This window comes from Arthrobacter wenxiniae (assembly GCF_013376105.1).
Classification (GTDB): domain Bacteria; phylum Actinomycetota; class Actinomycetes; order Actinomycetales; family Micrococcaceae; genus Specibacter; species Specibacter wenxiniae.
Genome location: NZ_JAAMFM010000011.1, coordinates 1 through 20,209 on the forward strand (window position 1 = coordinate 1; position 20,209 = coordinate 20,209).

Annotated in this window: 13 protein-coding genes; 7 read left to right on the top strand and 6 right to left on the bottom strand. The window is 69.4% G+C overall.

Annotated elements, in window-relative coordinates; translation table 11 throughout:
* Positions 1-47: 47 nt before the first annotated feature.
* Positions 48-272 (bottom strand): DUF7455 domain-containing protein, encoded by a 225-nt coding sequence (locus G6034_RS09080; RefSeq protein WP_176634878.1) that lies wholly within the window; start codon positions 270-272, stop codon positions 48-50.
* A 229-nt stretch (positions 273-501) separates the two neighbouring features.
* On the opposite strand from G6034_RS09080, the gene G6034_RS09085 reads away from it, so the two are divergent.
* On the top strand, positions 502-2,604 hold the full coding sequence (locus G6034_RS09085) for a DNA gyrase/topoisomerase IV subunit B (protein ID WP_176634879.1): 2,103 nt from the start codon (positions 502-504) through the stop codon (positions 2,602-2,604).
* A gap of 177 nt (positions 2,605-2,781) precedes the next feature.
* Here the strand turns inward: G6034_RS09085 and G6034_RS09090 are convergent, their stop codons facing one another.
* Both G6034_RS09090 and G6034_RS09095 read right to left on the bottom strand, forming a co-directional pair.
* A complete protein-coding gene (locus tag G6034_RS09090; RefSeq protein ID WP_176634798.1) occupies positions 2,782-3,732 on the bottom strand; it encodes a M56 family metallopeptidase in 951 nt (316 codons plus the stop codon).
* 38 nt (positions 3,733-3,770) lie between these two features.
* Positions 3,771-4,145, bottom strand: a complete 375-nt coding sequence (locus G6034_RS09095) for a BlaI/MecI/CopY family transcriptional regulator (RefSeq protein WP_176634799.1) — start codon at positions 4,143-4,145, stop codon at positions 3,771-3,773.
* 154 nt (positions 4,146-4,299) lie between these two features.
* Here G6034_RS09095 and G6034_RS09100 point away from each other — a divergent pair, with 154 nt between their 5' ends.
* The 4 genes from G6034_RS09100 (at position 4,300) to G6034_RS09115 (ending at position 11,497) form a co-directional block, all read left to right on the top strand.
* Positions 4,300-5,886: a cytochrome ubiquinol oxidase subunit I gene (locus tag G6034_RS09100; protein ID WP_176634800.1), complete on the top strand. Its 1,587-nt coding sequence runs from the start codon at positions 4,300-4,302 to the stop codon at positions 5,884-5,886.
* 69 nt (positions 5,887-5,955) lie between these two features.
* A complete protein-coding gene (gene cydB / locus G6034_RS09105; RefSeq protein ID WP_176634801.1) occupies positions 5,956-7,017 on the top strand; it encodes a cytochrome d ubiquinol oxidase subunit II in 1,062 nt (353 codons plus the stop codon).
* A gap of 1 nt (position 7,018) precedes the next feature.
* The gene (gene cydC, locus G6034_RS09110; protein WP_176634802.1) at positions 7,019-10,498 is read left to right on the top strand and encodes a thiol reductant ABC exporter subunit CydC; all 3,480 of its coding nucleotides are present in this window, start codon (positions 7,019-7,021) and stop codon (positions 10,496-10,498) included.
* Between the two features lie 9 nt (positions 10,499-10,507).
* Positions 10,508-11,497, top strand: a complete 990-nt coding sequence (locus tag G6034_RS09115; protein ID WP_176634803.1) for a GNAT family N-acetyltransferase — start codon at positions 10,508-10,510, stop codon at positions 11,495-11,497.
* A gap of 221 nt (positions 11,498-11,718) precedes the next feature.
* Here the strand turns inward: G6034_RS09115 and G6034_RS09120 are convergent, their stop codons facing one another.
* Positions 11,719-11,934 carry a hypothetical protein gene (locus G6034_RS09120; RefSeq protein WP_176634804.1) on the bottom strand — a complete coding sequence of 72 codons (216 nt, stop codon included), beginning with the start codon at positions 11,932-11,934 and terminating at the stop codon, positions 11,719-11,721.
* 139 nt (positions 11,935-12,073) lie between these two features.
* Between G6034_RS09120 and G6034_RS20115 the strand changes: the two genes are divergently transcribed.
* Positions 12,074-14,029, top strand: a complete 1,956-nt coding sequence (locus G6034_RS20115; RefSeq protein WP_176634805.1) for a DUF222 domain-containing protein — start codon at positions 12,074-12,076, stop codon at positions 14,027-14,029.
* A gap of 55 nt (positions 14,030-14,084) precedes the next feature.
* On the opposite strand, the gene G6034_RS09130 is transcribed toward G6034_RS20115, so the two are convergent.
* Together G6034_RS09130 and G6034_RS09135 are read right to left on the bottom strand one after the other, a co-directional pair.
* Complete coding sequence (locus G6034_RS09130; RefSeq protein WP_176634806.1) at positions 14,085-14,603, bottom strand: DinB family protein; 519 nt, start codon at positions 14,601-14,603, stop codon at positions 14,085-14,087.
* 150 nt (positions 14,604-14,753) lie between these two features.
* Complete coding sequence (locus G6034_RS09135) at positions 14,754-17,417, bottom strand: DNA gyrase/topoisomerase IV subunit A (RefSeq protein ID WP_176634807.1); 2,664 nt, start codon at positions 17,415-17,417, stop codon at positions 14,754-14,756.
* Positions 17,418-17,500: 83 nt separating this feature from the next.
* Here G6034_RS09135 and G6034_RS09140 point away from each other — a divergent pair, with 83 nt between their 5' ends.
* The gene (locus tag G6034_RS09140) at positions 17,501-20,176 is read left to right on the top strand and encodes a bifunctional acetate--CoA ligase family protein/GNAT family N-acetyltransferase (RefSeq protein ID WP_176634808.1); all 2,676 of its coding nucleotides are present in this window, start codon (positions 17,501-17,503) and stop codon (positions 20,174-20,176) included.
* Positions 20,177-20,209: the final 33 nt, after the last annotated feature.

The following is a 20,209-nucleotide window of genomic DNA, read 5'->3' on the forward strand; positions in this document are numbered from 1 at the left end:
AAAAGAGGGCCCCGGAACATCCGGGGCCCTCTTGGTGAACGTTCAAGCTAGTCGACGGAAACTGGTTCCTTGGCGTTCAGGCGCGCGGTCTCGTCGTGCCACTCCGAGGAGAGTGGCTTCAGGGAAGTCTCGACGGCGCGGGCGTGGTGTCCGCAAAAAAGCAGCTCGCCCCCGGAGGATTCCAGGACAACACGGACATAGGCTTGTGCGCCACAACGGTCGCAACGGTCCATCGTGTCCAGCTCGCGGCTGGCAATGGCGGTGGTAGTCATCATGGCCTCCTTCTCTAGTTCCTGTACTTCATACAACCATCAATTGGGCACCGCGCATGCCAGCCACGGCGCACTTTCGCTTACCGCGTAGCGCCCGCCCCCGCGGCATGCCTGTCCGGAATGCCGACCGCCAAGCGTTAACCTTGAGTGGGCGCGCCTTCTTTTGAGGGCCCCGCATCGTCAGCCGAGCACCGTCACCGTCACAAGGAGCAAGCCAGCCGTGGCACGAATGAATTCCGATTACAACGCCCGCCACCTCTCCGTGCTGGAGGGGCTGGAGGCGGTTCGGAAGCGCCCCGGCATGTACATCGGCTCCACCGACTCGCGCGGCCTCATGCACTGCCTGTGGGAGATCATTGACAACTCCGTTGACGAGGCCCTCGCCGGCTTCGGGCAGAACATCAAGGTGGTCCTGCACAAGGACAACTCCGTTGAGGTGCACGACGACGGCCGCGGCATCCCCGTGGACGTGGAACCCAAGACGGGCCTCACCGGCCTGGAGGTGGTGCTGACCAAGCTTCATGCCGGCGGCAAGTTCGGCGGCACCTCCTACGCGGCTTCCGGCGGCCTCCACGGCGTGGGCGCCAGCGTGGTGAACGCCCTGTCCGCCCGCATGGACGCCCAGGTGGACCGCGGCGGCAAGACGCACCAGATGAGCTTCCGGCGCGGCGAGCCCGGCCACTTCAACGACTCCGGCAAGTCCGTGGGCCCCGACGCCGTCTTCACGCCGTTCACCGACAAATCCAGCCTGGACGTGGTTGGCACCACGAAGCGCGGGGTCACGGGCACCCGCATCCGCTACTGGGCGGACCGGCAGATCTTCACCCCCGACGCGAAGTTCTCCTACGAGGAACTGGTCTCCCGCGCCCGCCAGACCTCCTTCCTGGTGCCCGGGCTGAAAATCACGGTCCGCGACGAACGGCGCGTGCCCGGCTCCCCAGGTGAGTTCGCACCCCACGAGGAGGTGTTCCACCACGACGGCGGCCTCTCCGAGTTTGTCGACTTCCTTTCGGTGGGCGGCTCCGTCACCGACATCTGGCGCCTGCAGGGCCACGGCACGTTCACCGAGACCGTGCCGGTCCTCAACGCGTCCGGGCACCTGGAAAGCACGGCGGTGGAACGGGACTGCGAGGTGGACATCGCCCTGCGCTGGGGCGTGGGCTACGACACCACCATGCGCAGCTTTGTGAACATCATTGCCACGCCCAAGGGCGGGCGCCACCAGGAGGGCTTTGAACAGGCGCTCCTGAAGACTTTCCGCAAGGTGGTCGAGGCCAACGCGCGCAAGCTCAAGGCCGGCAATGACAAGATTGAAAAGGACGACGTCATGGCGGGGATGACCGCCGTGCTCACCGTCCGCCTGGCCGAGCCGCAGTTCGAGGGCCAGACGAAGGAAATCCTGGGCACCCCCGCCGTCAAGGCCATTGTGGCCAAGGTGGTGGAAAAGGAACTGAAGGCCAAGCTGGAATCCACGGCCCGCGGCGAGAAGATCCAGGCCGCCACCCTGCTGGAAAAAGTGGTCTCGGAGATGAAGTCGCGCATTTCGGCCCGCGTGCACAAGGAGACCCAGCGCCGCAAGAACGCGCTGGAGACCTCGTCGCTGCCCACCAAGCTGGCCGACTGCCGCAGCAATGACGTCAACAAGAGCGAACTGTTCATTGTGGAGGGCGACAGCGCCCTGGGCACGGCGAAGCTGGCCCGGTCCTCGGACTTCCAGGCGCTGCTGCCGATCCGCGGCAAGATCCTCAACGTCCAAAAGGCCTCCGTGGGCGACATGCTGGCCAACGCCGAATGCGCCGCCCTGATCCAGGTGGTGGGCGCCGGTTCCGGACGCAGCTTTGACCTGGGCGCCGCCCGCTACGGCAAGGTCATCCTCATGACCGACGCCGACGTCGACGGTGCCCACATCCGCACGCTGCTGCTGACCCTGTTCTTCCGCTACATGCGCCCCATGGTCGACGCCGGCAACGTCTATGCGGCCGTCCCGCCCCTGCACCGGGTGGAGATCGTCCACGCCGGCTCCAAGGCCAATGAGATGGTCTACACCTACTCCGAAAAGGAGCTGCACGGGCTGCTGGCCAAGTTGGAGAAGTCGGGAAAGGCCTACAAGAAGCCGATCCAGCGCTACAAGGGCCTGGGCGAGATGGACGCGGAACAGCTGGCCGAGACCACCATGGACCCGCGCCACCGCATGCTGCGCCGGGTGACCAGCGCCGACGCCGACCGCGCCGAACACACCTTTGAGCTGCTCATGGGTGCCGAAGTGGCCCCCCGCAAGGAATTCATTGTGGCCGGCAGCGAACATCTGGATGCAGACCGCATCGACGCCTGACACCCGAGCAACCCTCGGTTGCAATCGGGGCTGTATTCCCCATCGCTCCCGCGCAATCGGGGCTGTTTCCTTAAACGCCCGGTTGCAAACGGGCGAACATCCACCAACCCTCCCTCACAAAACTGCGGGAGGGTTGGGTAGAAGTGCCCCGATTGCAACCGAGGGATGGGGGGACTGTCAGGCGAGGATCCCCGGCACCAGCAGCAGGGCCGTGGGCACTGCCAGCAGGAGAAGCGCCGCGGCGACCACCGCCGCCTGCGTTCCCGCACCCAGTGCCGGGGCCGGGGTGAGCAGCCTGCCCAGTCGCGCCGACGTCGTCGCGGGCGTGTCGATCTGCTCCGCCCCGCCGCCCACCAGCTCCGCGGCCGGCAGCCGTGCGGGGCCGCTGGCGACCAGGGCGATGGCCGCCACCAGGGTGGACTTTCCCACGGAACGCAAGGCCACGTCGTCGGCCATTATCTCAATGAGGGATGACACGGCGCGCTGCGCCAGGCGCGATGTCGGCAGCCACGGCAGGGCGGATCGCCAGGCCGCGAAGGCCCACAGCAGCAGGTGGTGGCGCTGGGCCAGGTGCGTCTGCTCGTGGAGCAGGACCGCGTGCAGTTCCTCGGGCGAGAGGAGCGTCATGAGCCCGTCGGAGAGCACCGTCACCGAGCGGGAGCCGCCGGGCAGGCAGTAGGCCACTGGCGCCTCATGGTTGATGACCAGGGTGTCCGGGCGGTCGCGTGAGGGGGAGCTGAGCAGGTTCAGCAGGTCCCGGTGGCGGCTGCGCTGGCGGTTGATGCGGAAATACGTCAGCCACAGGGTGAAGACCAGGTGGGCGGAGAGCAGGGCCGCGGCACTGAGGGCGAAGGCATGGACCGGCCCCAGCGTGTCCAGCGACTGTTGCCCCGAGACCACGCGCAGCAGCCCGTGCAGGCCGGAGGAGAGGCTGCCGCCCAGCGGCACCAGGCCGTAGCAGAGCATGGCCCCGATCATCGACAGTCCGCCGGCCAGGGCAATGGCCTGCCAGAGCACCATGGCCGAGAACGGGGCCCGCGCAGGCCACCCGGCGCGCGAGAGGAGCACGGGAGCGGGCCAAGCCAAGGTGATTGCCAGGGCCGCGAGGAACCACGAGGTCCAGAACATGTCTTAAGGCTACCGCCTGCGCAACGGCAGGTGCGCGCTCAGTCGCGGCCCAGCAGCTTGCGCAGGGTTTCGGCCTCGCCTTCGCTGACCGTGCCGATGAACCGCGCCAGGACGGCCTCCCGGTCGGGTGCGGAGCCGAGCACCTCGAGCATGAGCTCGGCCGTGTGGTCGGCGCGGCTCGTCACGGCACGGTAGCGGTGCGGGCGGGTGGCGCGTTCACGCTCCACCAGACCCTTCTTCTCCAGCCGTGACAGCACGGTGAGGACGGTGGTCACGGCCAGCGGCCGCGAATCCGCCTCGGTCGCGGAGGGCCGCTGCGAGAGCAGGTCACGCAGCGTGTTGGCCGTGATGGCCTCGGGATGTTCCCATAAAAGGTCCATCACAGCCCGTTCCAGGTCCCCAAGAGTTGCCATGCAAGATCCTTCTATTCGATTGCCCAACAAAGTGCTTCCGAGACCAATGTACAGCTTTTGACAGCAATGTTCTACGCGGGGTAGAACTTAGAGTTCTACGAGTCGTAGAATTGGTTCCGCTGGCGCGGTGCAACTCTTGGATTGAGGGAAGTGAATGGAAGCTCTGGACATTGCCCGGTGGCAGTTCGGGATCGTCACGGTCTACCACTTTTTGATGGTGCCCCTGACCATTGGGCTCGGGCTGCTCGTGGCTGTGCTGCAAACAGTGTGGCACCGTACCGGGCGGGAGGAGTACCTTCGCGCCACGAAGTTTTGGGGCAAGCTGTTCCTGATCAACTTCATCATGGGCGTGGCCACCGGGATCGTCCAGGAGTTCCAGTTCGGCATGGCCTGGAGCCAGTACAGCCGCTTCGTTGGCGACGTGTTTGGCGCTCCGCTGGCCATGGAATCGCTGCTGGCATTCTTTGTTGAGTCCACGTTCCTGGGCCTGTGGATCTTTGGCTGGAAGAAGCTGCCGGCAAAAGTGCACCTGGCCTGCCTGTGGATTGCCGTCTGCGGTTCCGTCGTCTCGGCCTACTTCATCCTGGTGGCCAACTCCTGGATGCAGCACCCTGTCGGGGTGAAGATGGTGGACGGCTACCCGCACATGGTGGACGCCTGGGCCGTCTTCACCAACAACACCGCCCTCGTGGCCTTCTTCCACACCATCACCGGCGCCCTGGCGGTGGCCGGCGCATTCCTGCTTGGCATTTCCTGGTACCACCTGTGGCGGCGCCGCCACGACGGCATTGACACCGTGGACGCCGCGGGCCGCGTCGTTGTCGGCGAATCGGACACCATCCCCGGCCGCAGCAAGCTTGACCACTCCGTCTGGATCAAGTCGCTGCGGATTGGCGCCGTGGTGGCCATGATCGCCTTTGCCGGATCCGCCGTGTCCGGCGACATGTCGGGCAAGCTCATGTTCGAGCAGCAGCCCATGAAGATGGCCGCCGCCGAGGCCGCCTGCCACGACGGCACCAGCTTCTCCGTCCTGTCCATCGGGGACCTCAGCAGCCGCGACTGCTCCAAGGTGGTCGCCGTCATGGAAATACCCGGCCTCCTCTCCTTCCTGGCGCACAACGACTTCACCACCGACATCAAGGGCGTCAACACCCTCGTGCCGGAGTACCAGGCCAAGTACGGCACCAACGTCCCGGACAACCCCATCTACGGCGACCGCGCCGGACAGCCCATCAACTACGTCCCCGTCATGCCCGTCACCTACTGGGGCTTCCGCATGATGATCGGCTTTGGCGGGCTGGCCGCACTGGCCTCGGCCGTGGCGCTCTTTGCCACGCGCAAGGGCACCGTGCCGCGTCCCAAGTGGATCATGCGGCTGGCGCTGCTGGGCATCCTGGCCCCCTTCGGTGCCAACGCCGCCGGCTGGATTTTCACCGAAATGGGCCGACAGCCGTTCGTCGTGGCACCGAATCCCTCCATGTCCGGCATCGACCAGGTGTTCATGTTCACCGCCGCCGCCGTCTCACCGGGCGTCTCCGCGGGGGAGATGATCTTCTCCCTGGCGGCTCTCGCCAGCGTGTACGCCGTCCTGCTGGTGGTCGAGGTGGCGCTGCTCGCCAAGTACATCCGCGGCGGTGTGCCCTCCGCCATGCCCGAGCTGGGGCACGCCCCCGGCGGGGAGGGCGACCGCGGCGACGCCCCGGACGGGGACGGCGACGATGTGCTCGCCTTTGCGTACTGACGCCCGCCGGCCTTGCGGCCGTTGATGCCCGCCGCCGAACCTATCCCGCCTGGACCTAAGGACTGAACGATGGACTTCCTCCCCACCCTGTGGTTTATTCTCATTGCCGTGCTGTGGACCGGATACCTCTTCCTGGAGGGATTCGACCTTGGCGTGGGAATGCTCATGAAGGTCTTTGCCCGTGACGAAAAGGAGCGGCGCCTGCTGCTGAACACCGTGGGCCCGGTCTGGGACGGCAACGAGGTCTGGCTGATCACGGCCGGCGGCGCCACGTTTGCGGCGTTTCCGTTCTGGTACGCCTCGCTGTTTTCCAGCCTGTACATCCCGCTGGTGTTCGTGCTGCTGGCGCTCATCTTCCGGGCCGTGGCCTTTGAATACCGTGGCAAGGTGCACCACGACACCTGGCGCCGCGTGTGGGACTGGGCCATCGGGATCGGCTCGCTGGTGGCCGCGTTCGGGATCGGCGCGATGCTGGCCCTGACCACCACGGGCCTGCCCCTGGATGCCAACGGCGACCGCGTTGGCGGGCCATTCGCCTGGTTCACCTGGTATGCCGTGCTGGGCGGGATGGCGGTGGTGGCCTTCTGCCTCCTGCAGGCCGCCGCCTTCCTGGCCCTGAAGACCGACGGCGACGTCCGCCTCCGCGCCCGCCGCCTGGTCGGGCGCTGGCTGGCCGTGGCGTTGCTGCCGCTGGCCGTGTGGGCCATTGCCGTGGCAGTGTCCAACGGCAAGTGGTTCAGCTGGGTGCTGCTGGCCGTGGCCGTGGCTGCCGCGGCTGTGGCCTGGGCCGCCAACCTCAGGGGCCGCGAGGGCCTGAGCTTCTTGGCCCTCGGCGCATTCCTGCTGCTGGGCAGCTCCACAATCTTCAGCGGCGTGTTCCCCGTGGTGCTGCCTTCCACGCTCAACCCCGCCTGGAACCTTACGATCGCCAATGCGTCCTCGTCTCCCTACACGCTGGGCCTGATGTCCATCGTGGCCGCCGTGGGCGTGCCCCTTGTGCTGGCCTACCAGGCTTGGACCTACTGGATCTTCCGCAAGCGCATCAGCACCGCACACCTGCCCGAACCGCACGACTTCGCCCCCGCCGTCGGACGTGGGGACGCGGCGGCGGCCGCAGCGGGGGGCAGCTAGCATGGCCCGCCCCGCGCTTCCCCCGGGCAGGCACACCCGCACCGCCCTCGCCGGGCTCGCAGGGCTGGCCGCACTGAAGGCCGTGGCCCTGGTGCTGCTCATGGGCGCCCTGGCCCATGCGCTGGCAGTATGGGCCGGCGGGGCGCAGCCCGGGGTGGGGCGGCTGGCCGTCCAGGGCATCGCGGGCGCGGTACTGCTCGCCGGCGCGGCGTGGGGCCAGCAAGTCCTGGCCCGGCGGGCCGCACTTGGCACCAAGGAGGAATTGCGTGGCCGCCTCGTGGCACACCGGCTGGGCGGCGGAGCGCCCGGCGCAGGCACGGGAGCCGAGGCAATGCTCGCCAGCCGCGGCCTTGACGGTCTTGACACCTACTTCACCGCCTACCTCCCCGCGCTCGTTTCCTGCGCCGTGCTGCCGGCCGCCGTGGGGCTGCAAATCCTCCTGACGGACTGGGTCAGCGCACTCATTGTGGTCCTGACGCTGCCACTGGTCCCCGTGTTCATGATCCTGATCGGCTTTCACACCCAGGACCGTGTGGAGCGGGCCGCCCAAGGCCTTGACAGGCTTTCCAACCACCTGCTGGAGCTGGCCCGCGGCCTGCCCGTGCTCGTGGGCCTGCGCCGTGCCGGGGCGCAGCGCCAGGCACTGGCCGACGTCTCGGAGGAGTACCGCAAGTCCACCATGGCGACGTTGCGCACGGCATTCCTCTCCTCCATGGCCCTGGAATTGATCAGCACCATCTCCGTGGCCGTCGTGGCCGTGTTCATTGGCGTGCGGCTCGTGGCCGGGGACATGACCCTCGAGGCCGGCCTGCTCGCCCTCATGCTGGCACCCGAGTGCTTCCGCCCCCTGCGCGACGTCGGCGCCGCCCACCACGGCAGCGAGGACGGCGTGGAGGCCCTGCGCCGGGTCAATGAAATCCTCAAAGCCGGGGGTGCCACCGGCCTGGCGGCCACTTCGGACGCCGACGTGCCCGAGGGGGCACCGACGGCCTGCGCAGGGAATGCAGGGAGCATGCGCAACGCTGCCGCGCACCGTTCCCGGCACGACGCCGGAAAATTCGTGGTGTGTGCTGCCGGCCTTTCCGTGTCCTATCCCGGCCGCGCGGAACCGGCGCTGTCCGGGTTCACCGCGCGGGTCCCGCACGGCGGCGTCCTGGTGCTCCAGGGCCCCAGCGGCACGGGCAAGACCACCGCACTGGCCGCCCTGGCCGGGCCTCTGGCGGGCGCTGACGTGGCCGGCAGCCTTCAGCGTCCAGCGCCGGGCAGCACCGTGTGGGTGTCGCAGCATCCGGTCTTCACCGAGGACACCGTGGCCGCGGACGTGGCCCTCTACGCAGGCGGGCCCAACGACCTGCCCGTTCCCGCCGCCGCCGTGGATGCGGCACTGGCCCGGGTCAACGCCGCCCATCTGGCCGGGCGTTCGCCGCTGGAGTGCAGTCCCGGCGAGTTGCGCAGGGCGGCCGTGGCCCGCGCCCTGGCCCGGATCGCCGGCGACCCCGCCGTGGAACTGGCCCTCCTCGACGAACCCACCGCCCACCTTGATTCCGTGTCCGCCGCGGCCGTGCGGCAGGCACTGGCCTCACTGCGCGGGACCGTGGCCCTGGTGGTGGCCACGCATGACCCCAAGCTGGCAGCCCTGTTGAGCGGCGACGGCGCCCCCGTCGAGGCGCGCAGCGTCGACGGGGGCGGCCCGCTGCGGGCACGGCAGGGTGACCCCGTTGTCACTGCCGCGGCCGCGGCCCCCGCACCTGTACCGGAAGCCGCCGCGGCGTTCCGCTGGCAGTGGCTCCGGCGTCTGCCGTGGCGTTCGCCCCGGTTCGCCGCCGGCGTGCTGGTGTCCGCGCTTGCCACGCTGAGCGCGGCGGCCTTGTCCGGCATCTCCGGCTGGCTCATCGTGTGGGCCGCCGCCCAGCCTCCCATCATGTATCTCATGGTCTTGATTGTGGGGGTCCGAGCCTTCGGGGTGGGACGTTCAGTGCTGCGGTACAGCGAACGCCTCCTGACCCACGATTCCGTGTTCCGCTGGGCAGCCGGGCTGCGCCTCGACCTCTGGGACGCATTGGGCGCCAATGTCCGGCACTGGGGCCGGCTGACGCGCTCGGGCGGCTCGCTCGGCACGCTGATCGCGGACGTCGACGAACTCCGGGACGCGCTTCCACGCGCCGTGGTGCCGATTCCCTCGGCCGTGCTTTCCTACCTGTCCATATTCGCCGCCGTCATCTGGCTGGCGCCCGCGGCCGCACTTCCCGTCGCCGTCCTGGGCGTGCTGGCGCTGCTGGTCCTGCCCGCAGCGGTCTACACGGCCCAACGGCGGGCAGCCGCCGCGGCCGCCGTGCACCGCTCCTGGCTGGCCAGCCGGACGACAACCCTCCTGGCCGCCGCGGACCAGCTGCACGCCAACGGCGTGGGGGAGCCGGCGGCCCGCAACTTCGCGAACCGCGACCTGACGGTTTCCGCACCGCTGCGCCGCCTGGCCTGGACCAGCGGGCTGGGGCAGGCGGGCGTCGCGCTGCTGACGTCCCTCGCGGCAGTGGCCGCGTCAGCTGCCGTGATTGGCTCCGGCGCCGACCCCCGCGCCGCCGCCGTTGCCGCGCTGCTCATGCTGGCCCTGGCGGAGCCGCTCGGGCAGTACCTGGAAGCGGTGCAGCAGCTGCCCGTGCTGGGATCCATGATGGCCAGGACCATGCCGCTGCTTGACGGCGGCCGTTCCACCCTCGTTGACGCCCCCCTCGGCAACGTCAAGGGCGCCCGTGCCCGCACCACCACCGGCAACGAGGACGGGGAAACGCCGGCTTTCCTTCCTGTCTCCTCGCTGCGACTCAGGAACGTCACGGCCCGGTATCCGGACGCACCCGCGCCTGTGTTTGAGGGTGTCAGCGGCGGCACCGAACGCGGACGCTGGTGGACCGTCAGCGGGCCGTCGGGCTCGGGCAAGTCCACGCTGCTCGCCGTGCTGCTCGGCTTCCTCACGCCCGAGCGCGGCAGCTACACGCTTAACGACAAGCCGGCCGGCACCGGGGCGCTGCGGCAGGTGGCCTGGTGCCCGCAGGAGTCCTATCTGTTCAACTCCACGCTCCGTTCCAACCTGGCCCTGGCCCGCCCCTCCGCCGATGCCCCGGACGACGCTGAGCTGGAACGCGCCCTGGATACCGTGGGGCTGGGGCCCTGGTACCGCGGCCTGCCGGACGGCCTGGGAACGCGCGTGGGCCCGGGCGGCCATCACCTCTCCGGCGGCCAGCGGACCAGGGTGTCGGTGGCCCGCACGCTCGTGGCGGGGGCCGGCGTCGTGCTTCTCGACGAACCGACGGCTCACCTGGGCGGCGACGAGGCGGAGGTGCTGGTGCGGGAGCTGCGCAGGGCTCTCACCGGCGCCGCTGTCGTCATGGTCACGCACGACGGCGCCCTTGCCGCGGGCGGGGACACCCGCCTCGCGCTGGGGGAGGGCGCGGAATCCGTGGTGCGCGAGGGCGCCGCCGTTTAGGCTGGGGGGATGGGGAACGCCGACGACGTGCCGGTGCCCGCCGCTGACGGGCTGACTTTCCGTGCCCTTGGCATTGGGGACCTCGACGAATGGCTGGCGGTGGTTGAGCGGATCGCTTCCGCCGAGAACGCGCCGTGGCATGATTCCCGGTCGGAATTGGCCGCGCACTTCATGGACGATGCCAATCCCGCAGCCCTGAACACCGTGGCGGGATTTGACGGTACCGGCGCTGTACGCGCATTCGCCCGGGTGTCGAAAAACCCGGCGGGCGCCAAGGCGGTGGTGTTTGGTGGCGTGGACCCGCAGTGGCAGCGCCGGGGCATCGGCTCGTCCCTGCTGAGGTGGTTGGAAGCCCGGGTCCGGGCCAGGTTTGCCGAAGACGGGCAGGCGGGGCCCCTGGTGCGCACCCACACGCACGAGGGCGGCTCCGCGCATGCCGCGCTGCTACGAGCAGCCGGTTATGCCGTAGTCCGGTACTACTCCGAGATGCTGCGTCCGCTGGCCGGTGCTCCCGTCGTGCCGGCGCCGGCAGGCATCCGCATTGTGCCGTTTACGCCCCAGCTGGCCGAGGCCGTGCGGCTGGCGCACAACGAGGCCTTTGCCGACCACTGGGGATCCGAACCGCGCAGCGTGCAGCAATGGGGGATGCTCCTTGCGAACGACGATCTCCGGCCGGCGTGGTCGGCAGTGGCGTTGGACGCAGCAACCGGTGACGTGGCTGGGTACCAGCTTTCCCTGTACGATCCCGAACGCTTTTCCAGGGAAGGACGCGAGGAGGGCTACACAGAGCTGCTGGGCGTTCGCCGGGCCTGGCGCGGCCGCGGTATTGCCGCGGCACTTCTCTCCGATGCGATGGCCCGGTACACGAGGGCGGGCATGGACCACGCCTGCCTGGACGTCGACACGGAAAACCCCACAGGCGCGCTGGTTCTCTACGAGCGCATGGGGTACCGGCCGCTGCGCCGCACGCTGGCGTGGGACAAACCATTGGATGCGTGAGCCGGCCGGCGTCCACACCCGCGGGGCAAACCCGAATCGCCGCCGGCCGAGCCTGTCGAGACCCCGGCACGCGGCGCCCGTTTTTGGCTGTAAATAAATAGAGAATATATTCTAGAATTTCCACCACTGATAGGTTATTTGTACTATTATTGATACATGGGCATGATTGACCGGCCCGGCAGCACCGGGGATTCCACCCCCGCCGGACCGTCTCTTTTGGATCAAACCCCCAGCCACCGGCCGGAGGTGCCCCGCCCCGTGCCGTCGGCCCCGGCAGCTTCCGGCACTGCTTCCTCGGCTGGCGTGGCGCCCGGCACTGCTTCCTCGGCTGGCGTGGCGCCCGGCACTGCTTCCTCGGCTGGCGTGGCGCCCGGCACTGCTTCCTCGGCTGGCGTGGCGCCCGGCACTGCTTCCTCGGCTGGCGTGGCGCCCGGCACTGCTTCCTCGGTCCCGGTTGGGAGCGCCGTTCCCGGCAGGGCCGGTCCGGGGGCCGGCCCCGCTGCCCGGCGGGACGGTGTCCACGGCGGCCCGCCCGCCCCCGGCCCGCCCTTCTGTGGGCTGCCGGCCGGGGATGTTGTGTCCGATACGGCGCTGGCGGCGCTGATTGTCTCAGACCCGTACGCGGGCGAGCCGTTCCCGGCCACAGGCGGGGCCGAATGCGCCCGGCAACTCGCCGCCGCCGCGGAGGAGGGCTGGCCCTCTGACGCGGACATCGCCGCGCTGATCGCATCCATGCCGGAGGAGGACCTTCCCTGGGATGCCCCGCGCGAGACCGCAGCCACAACCGGGCCCGTGTCGTTTCCGTTTCCAATGCCGGATGCGCCGTGGGCGGATCCGGGCCAATGCGACCCTGCCGTGTCGCTGCTGCCGGGCCCGGCGGACCTGGGCCGGGTGCGGGCCGTGCGGGCCGCGGTCCCGGACCTGCCCGAGGCGCCACGGCCCCACAGCCCGGCCGGGGTGGCCTGGTCCCCGGTCGCCGTCGCCGACGCCCTGGCACACCTGGACCCGCACCGGCTCGGGGAGAACGACCTGCTGGACTTCATCCACGCCGCGAACCGGCTCGCCGCGTTCGCCCGCGCCATGCAGGACGGCGCCCTGGCCGTGTTCTCCACCCGCCGGCCCCCACTCGCCAGCGAAACACCCGCCATCCCCACACCCCCCGGCCAGACACTGGACGGGGAACAGGGGGCCGAGTGCTCAGCCGGCGGGACAAACCCGGGCGCGGCCGCCCACCGGTCCCGGTATGCGGCGGCGGAAATCATGGCCGTGCACGCAGTGGGCATCGGTACCGCGCAGCAGCTGCTCGATAACGCCGAAATCCTCGCCCGCAACCTGCCCGCCACCACCAGCCTCTACCGCCAGGGCCTGCTGGACACGGCCCGGATCCGGGCCATCCTCGCCGGCGTGGACAACGTCCCCGCCGCCGTCCAGTCCCTGATCGAACCGCTGTTTCTGCCCGGGGCCGCGCGCGCCAACCCGCGAGCCCTCACCCGCCGCATCCGCCGCCTTGCCCAACTGCACAACCCCGAACCCCTCGCAGAGCGCCACGAACGCGCCCGGGCCGAACGCCGCGTCTGGTTCACCGCCCTGCCCGACGGCATGGCCCAACTCACCGCCGTCCTGGACGCCGCCCCGGCGAAATCCCTCTACGACTCCCTGGAGGCCTGGGCCCGCCACGCCCAACGCGAAGGCACCGGCCCCGGCGGGACGCCCAGCACCGCCACGACCCCCACCGGCCGGCCCTCCCGGTCCCTGAACAACTACCTCGCCGACACCTTCCTGGACCTCATCCACAACGCCATCCACCACACCAACCCCACCACCGCCGGAAACCGCAACCAAGAAAACGCCCGCAGCGGAAACCATGACCACGACGGCGGGGAAAGCGGCCGGAACCGTGACAACGGCAGCGACACCGGGGCGGGCGGAAACCGTGACAGCGAAAGTGGCGGCCGCAACGGCGGAGGCTGCGGTGGCGGCCCGGTGCCGGAGTCTTGGCACGAAGGGCGAATCCCCGCAACGATCTGCGTCACCGTCCCCGCCCTGACCCTCCTTGGCCGCTCCGAGGAACCCGGCCATCTCGAAGGCTACGGCCCCATCCCACCGGGCCAGGCCCGCGAACTCGCCGCCGGCTCCCCCTTCTGGGAACGCCTCCTCACCGACCCCGCCACCCGGGCCCGGCTCACTGTCGGCCGCCAACGCTACCGCCCGCCCGCGGACATCGCCGCCGAAGTGCGCCGCCGCGACCCCGTCTGCACCGGCATCGGCTGCGACCACCCCGCCGCGAGCTGCGACCTCGACCACACCATCCCCTTCTGGCGAACCACCCACGCACCCGACGGCACCCCCCTGCCCCCAGGCGAAACCAGCGTCGAAAACCTCCGCCCACGCGACCCCTACTGCCACCATCTCAAGGACAACCCGGACACCGGCTGGACAATCGAACCCCATGGCCCCCGCCAAACCAAAACCACCACACCCACCGGCCGCACCTACATCACCACCCAAACAGACGAACCCTGCCCCTTCTAAACAACCCCCTGCCAGGCAGTCGCGCGGTATTTCGTGGCGGCCCGCGTGTCCAGGCTCAGGCGCTGACGTCGTTTAGGTGGTGGATCACATCGTGCATAAAGTAGCCGGAAAGGGTCAGGACAGTGAACTCGGAGCCGTTGCTGCGCAGCCCGCGCCTGCCCCACTGTTCGGGCGTAACCGCCGCGAAGGCCGCTGCCGCGTCCTCGCCGTTTTGAACCAGGTCCGCCGAAACCTGCCGAGGATCCAGCGACGGGTACCCGCCCTCCAGCGCGGCTTGGTCCTGATCCCAGTTGGGGAACGTTGGATTCTCCCGGGACAACATCAATTCAAGGCGTCCGGTGAAGACGTCAAAGACGTCGCGGACGTGCGCGGCGTACTCGAGGACGGACCAGGTTGAGTCATCAGGCCTGTCCTCAACCCCGGCGCGCTTGAGCGCTTGCTGCCAGCGCGGCAGCAGCGCGGGGATCGTGGTCGCGGCTGTTGCCGGTGTAACGCTTGAGGCATCGAACCCGCACTCGGGGCACGGCTTGGACAGCACCCAGATCCAGTCTTTTTCGTCGGGAATTATCGCCATGGGGCCAGTCTATGCCGGGGCGCAAGGCCACGCCGTTTGGGTCCACGCGCCCGAGGGGCCCGGTGCGGGCTGGCGAGCGGTGGGAGGGCGTTGGGCCCACGCGCCCGAGGGGCCCGGTGCGGGCGTGCGATTGGTGGGAGGGCGTGGGGTTCAATCCGTGGGCAGCTCGAACGCCTCCTGGGTGGCCTCCGGAATGGGGGACGGATCAGCGGACGGCGCGCGCCTGGATACGGCGTTTGCTGTCGCAACTGGCGCGGTGGCCCCGCCCCCTGAACCGCCCCCGCCGTCCCCTCCACCGCCGTTGGATGCCGCGTCGGCTGCAACGCCGCCGCTTCGATTCAGACTCGGGCCCACCAGGTCGATGGCCGCGGACAGGGCCACGCCTGAGCCGTCCCGGTGCCCGTGCTCCACGGGCAATGCGCGCACCACGCCGGTGGAGGTGGACGCCTTCGCGGGGCCGTGGCCCGCCCAGGCGACCGTCAGCCGGTCCTCGCCCTTGAGGAACCTGTGGGCGCGGACACCGCCGGTGGCACGGCCCTTGACCGGGTACTCGGAGAGGGCCGTGACCTTGGCGCTGCCCGACGGTGTCCCCGGCAGCGCGTCCTGGCCGCCCGCCACCGTGACCACCACGGCGTCGGGGTCGGTGCCGGACGCCGCGGTGAAGCTGAGCACGGCGTCGCCGTCCCCCAGCTTGATGCCCGCCATGCCGCCGGCCGTGCGGCCCTGCGGGCGTACGTTGGCGGCGCTGTACCGAAGCAGCTGCGCGCCCTGCGTGATGAAGACGAGATCGTCGTCGTCCGCGGCCACCGCGGCGCCGACCACAGAGTCCTTGGGCTTGAGGGAGATGTACTCCCACTCGTCCCGGTTCAGCGGGTATTCGGGCGTAACCCGCTTGACCACGCCCTGGGCGGTGCCCACGGCAAACGTGGCGTTGAGCGGGACAAAGCCCACCAGGCTCTCCCCCTTGCTGAGGGTGATGAACTCCTTGGCCGCTACGCCGCCGGCCAGGTTGGGCAGGGCGTTGGTGGGGGGCAGCACCGGCATGTCCACGACCTGCAGGCGCAGCATCCGGCCCAGCGACGTCAGTGCGCCAATTTCGGCGCGGGCCGTCGTCTTCAGCACGGACGAATAGACGTCGTGCCGGCCCCGCGCCCCGGTGTCGGCGAGGGGTTCGGCGTGGGAGGTCCGCGCGATCTGGCCCGACGCGCTGAGCAGCACCCAGCAGGGGTCGTCGGCAATTTCGAGGGCCAAGGGTGCCACCTTTCCCTTGCCCGCGGGTCCGGCCGCGGCCAGCGCCTTGGCGACCGACGGCGCCATCGCCTCCGACTCGAGAAGCACGGTGCGGCGTGATGTGGAGTACTTGGCGGCCACCTCGCCCAGTTCGTCCGAGACCAGCTGGTGCAACAGCTCCCTGGAGGCCAGGACCGCCTCGAGCGACTCAATTTCGCGGCGGAGGTCGTCGCGCTCGGCTTCCAGTTCCACCACGGAAAACTTGGTGAGGCGGCGCAGCTGCAGGTCAAGGATGTAGTTGGCCTGGATTTCGGAGAGGTCGTAGATGGACATGAGACGTTCGCGGGCGGCGGCCACCTCGTCCGAGCTGCGGATGACCTGGATGACCTCATCGATGTCCACGATGGCCAGCAGCATGCCCTCCACCAGGTGCAGGCGGTCGTTCTTCTTGCCCAGACGGAACGCGGTGCGTCGTCGCACCACGTCGATGCGGTGGGAGAGGAACACCTGCAGCAGCTCCACCAGGCCCAGGGTTTGCGGCTGACCGTCCACCAGGCAGACATTGTTGATACCGAAGGAATCCTCCATGGGCGTGTACCGGTAGAGCTGGGCCATGACGGCGGCCGGGTTGAAGCCGTTCTTGATCTCGATGACCAGGCGCATGCCGTGCTTGCGGTCTGAAAGGTCGACAAGGTCGGCAATGCCGGCGAGCTTCTTGGCGTTCACGGCCTCCTTGATCTTTTCAAAGAGCTTTTCCGGGCCCACCAGGTACGGCAGCTCCGTGACCACCAGGCCGGTGCGCCGCGCCGAGAGCTGTTCGACGGCGATCTTGGCCCGCGTCTTGAAGGAGCCGCGACCCGTGGCATAGGCATCGCGGATGCCGTCCAGCCCCACAATGCGCCCGCCCGACGGCAGGTCGGGGCCGGGCACGTACGCCATGATGTCCTCGAGTGTGGCGTCCGGGTTGGCGATCAGGTGCTGGGTGGCGGCAATGACTTCGCCAAGGTTGTGCGGGGCCATGTTCGTCGCCATGCCCACCGCGATCCCGCTGGCGCCGTTGACCAAAAGATTGGGGAACGCGGCAGGCAGCACGGAGGGCTGGGTCATCTCGTTGTCGTAGCTGGGCACAAAGTCCACCACGTCTTCGCCCAGGTTGCCCGTCAGCTCCAGGGCCGCGGCGGCCATCCGGGCCTCCGTGTAGCGGGGGGCCGCCGGGCCGTCGTCGAGCGAGCCAAAGTTGCCGTGCCCATCAATGAGCGGCAGGCGAAGGGAGAAGTCCTGGGCCATGCGCACCATGGTGTCGTAGATGGCCGTGTCGCCGTGCGGGTGGAGCTTGCCCATGACCTCGCCCACCACGCGGGCGCTCTTGACATGGCCCTTTTCCGGGCGCAGGCCCATCTCGCTCATCATGTAGAGAATGCGCCGCTGCACCGGCTTGAGCCCGTCGCGGGCGTCCGGCAGGGCGCGCGAATAGATCACCGAATAGGCGTACTCCAGGAAGGAGCCTTCCATTTCGCTGGAAACATCAATTTCAACAATGTTTTCCGTGAAGTCATCGTCTACAGGTGGTTGGCGCTTGGCCATGGCGGCGGGGGTTCCTATCAGTGTGGCGGGTGTTGCAGTCCGGCAGGGCCCTGCAAAGGGAAACATGTCGGTACAGTGATTCTATGGTGAAGCCAGGGCACGCACCCGTTTATCCGGCACATTGGGAGGCCGATGTCGTGCTGCGCGACGGGGCAACCGGCCATTTGCGGCCCATGACCCCGGCCGACGCCGACGCCGTGCAGGCCTTCCACATGGCACAGTCGCAGACCTCCATCTACCTGCGCTTCTTCACCTACAAGTCCAAGCTGACGTCCAAGGAGCTGCGCCGCTTCACCGAGCTGGACTACCGCGACCGGGTGGCCTTTGTCATCACACACCGCGACCGCATCATCGGGATCGGCCGCTACGACCGCCTCGACAACCCCGCCGAGGCCGAGGTGGCGTTCAACGTCTCGGATTCGGAGCAGGGCCGCGGCCTGGGCTCCATCCTGCTGGAGCACCTTGCGGCCGCGGCCCGCGAAAACGGCATCGACAAGTTCACCGCCGAGGTCCTGCCCGAAAACCGCAAGATGCTCCAGGTCTTTTCCGACGCCGGCTACGAGGTCCACCGCCAATTTGACGACGGCGTGGTCTCCCTCGCCTTCGATATCGACCCCACGGAGAAATCCCGCGCAGTCATGGCGTCCCGGGAACACCGGGCAGAGGCCCGCAGCGTCGCCGCCCTGGTGACGCCTGCCTCCGTGGCCGTCATCGGGGCCGGCCGGGGGCAGGGGAGCCTGGGCAGGCAGCTGCTGGAAAATGTCGTGGAGGGCGGCTTTGCCGGCCCGGTTTACGCCGTCAACAAGGAGGCCCTGGAGGTTGCCGGCATGATGCCCTACGCCACCGTTGCCGAGGTGCCCGGCCCCGTGGACCTGGCCGTGGTCGCGGTGCCGTATGACCAGGTTGCGGCCGTCGTGGACCAGTGCGGGGCGGCAGGGGTGAAGGGTGTGGTCATCGCCACCTCGGGATTTGCCGACGACGGCGAGGCCGGCCTCGCCCGCCAGCGGGCCCTGGTGCGCCAGGCCAGGGCGAACGGCATGCGGCTGGTTGGCCCGGCCTCCCTCGGGCTGGCCAACACGGACCCGGCCGTCTCGCTGAACGCCTCCCTGGCGCCGAAACTGCCCCTGCGCGGGGGGCTGGGCGTCTTTAGCCAGTCCGCGGCCCTGGGCGCCTCCCTCTACGCGTCGCTGAGCCGCCGCGAGGTGGGACTCTCCACCGTGCTGTCCGCCGGAAACCGGGCCGACGTCTCCGGCAACGACCTCATGCAGTTCTGGGAGGACGACCCCAACACCACCTCCTGCGGGCTGTACCTGGAATCCATCGGCAACCCGCGCAAGTTCGCCCGCATCTCACGCCGCCTGGCCCGCACCAAGCCGGTGATCGTGGCGAAGTCGGACACCATTGGGCTGCGCCTGCCCCCGGGCCATGCCGTCCGCACCACGCAGGCGCCGTCCGGCGCCCTGGACGCCATGCTCCGCCAGTCCGGCGTCATCCGCGTCAACACCATCGAGGAACTGGCCGACGTCGCCCAGATAGTCACCGGCCAGGCCCTGCCCAAGGGGCCCGGGCTGGCCATCCTCGGCAACTCGCTGGCCCTGGGTGCCGTGGTCGGGGACGCCGCGGAACAGCGCGGCCTGACGGTCACGCACGTCGCGGCCGGACTGGAGCTGGACACTGGCCAGTCCCGGGCCCTGCCCCTGCTGCGGCGGGCCGTCCTGGAGGCGCTGGCCCAGCCGCGCACGGACTCGGCCATTGTCACGCTGCTGCCCGTTCCCGGGCTCACCGTTGAGAACATTGCCGCGACCCTCCAGGCCTGCTCCCAGGAGTCGGGCAAGCCGGTAGTGGCGGCGTTCTGCGGCATCGTTGACACCCGCATCCGGGTCGACCGGCAGCTGGCCGGGGGGCTCCCGTGCTTTGCGAGCCCCGGCACGGCCATAGCCGCCCTCGCGGCCGTCACGCGCTACGCGAAGTGGCTGACCCTGGAAACGCCTGTCTTCGACCCGCTGCCCGGGGTGGACACGGAAGCGGCGGCAGCGCTGCTCGAGGAATGGCTGGGGGGCGTCGACGGCGACGGCCTGCTGACCCTGGATTCCGCCCGCACGGGCCGGCTGCTGGGACACTATGGCATCCGCGTGCTGGAATCCGTCCCGTTCAGCACCGAAGACGACGCAGTGGCGGCCGCCGAACGGCTCGGCTGGCCCGTTGCCATCAAGACCCTCGACACGGCCCTGCGGCACCGGCTGGACCTGGGCGGGGTGCGGATCAACATTGAAAACGCCGCGTCGCTGCGCCGGAACATCGCCCAAATGCGCAAGCTCCTGGAACCCTACGGGGCGGCCGGCCTGGAGGTCCAGAGCATGGCCGAAGTGGGGCAGTCCTGCACCCTGCGGGCCATCGAGGATCCGCTGCTGGGCCCCGTGGTGTCCTTCGGCCTTTCCGGCGACGCCGTGAACCTGCTGGACGACTGGGCCCACCGGGTGCCGCCGCTGTCCGCCGGGGACGCGGCGGACCTGGTCCGGTCCCCGCGCGCAGCAACCAGGCTGTTTGGCTATGCCGGGCTGCCGGCCGGCAACGTGGCCGCGCTGGAGGACCTCGTGGCCCGGGTGGGGCTGATGAAGGACGAACACCCGGAGATTGCGTGGGTGGAATTCAACCCGGTGCTGGTGGGGCCCACCAAGGTGACGGTGCTCGCCGTTGAGCTTCGGATCGGCAACCCCGCCCAGCGCACCGACAGCGCCCGGCGGGCCATGATCTCCTAGGCGGCATGCCTGCCGGTTCGCTTTCCACCGGGC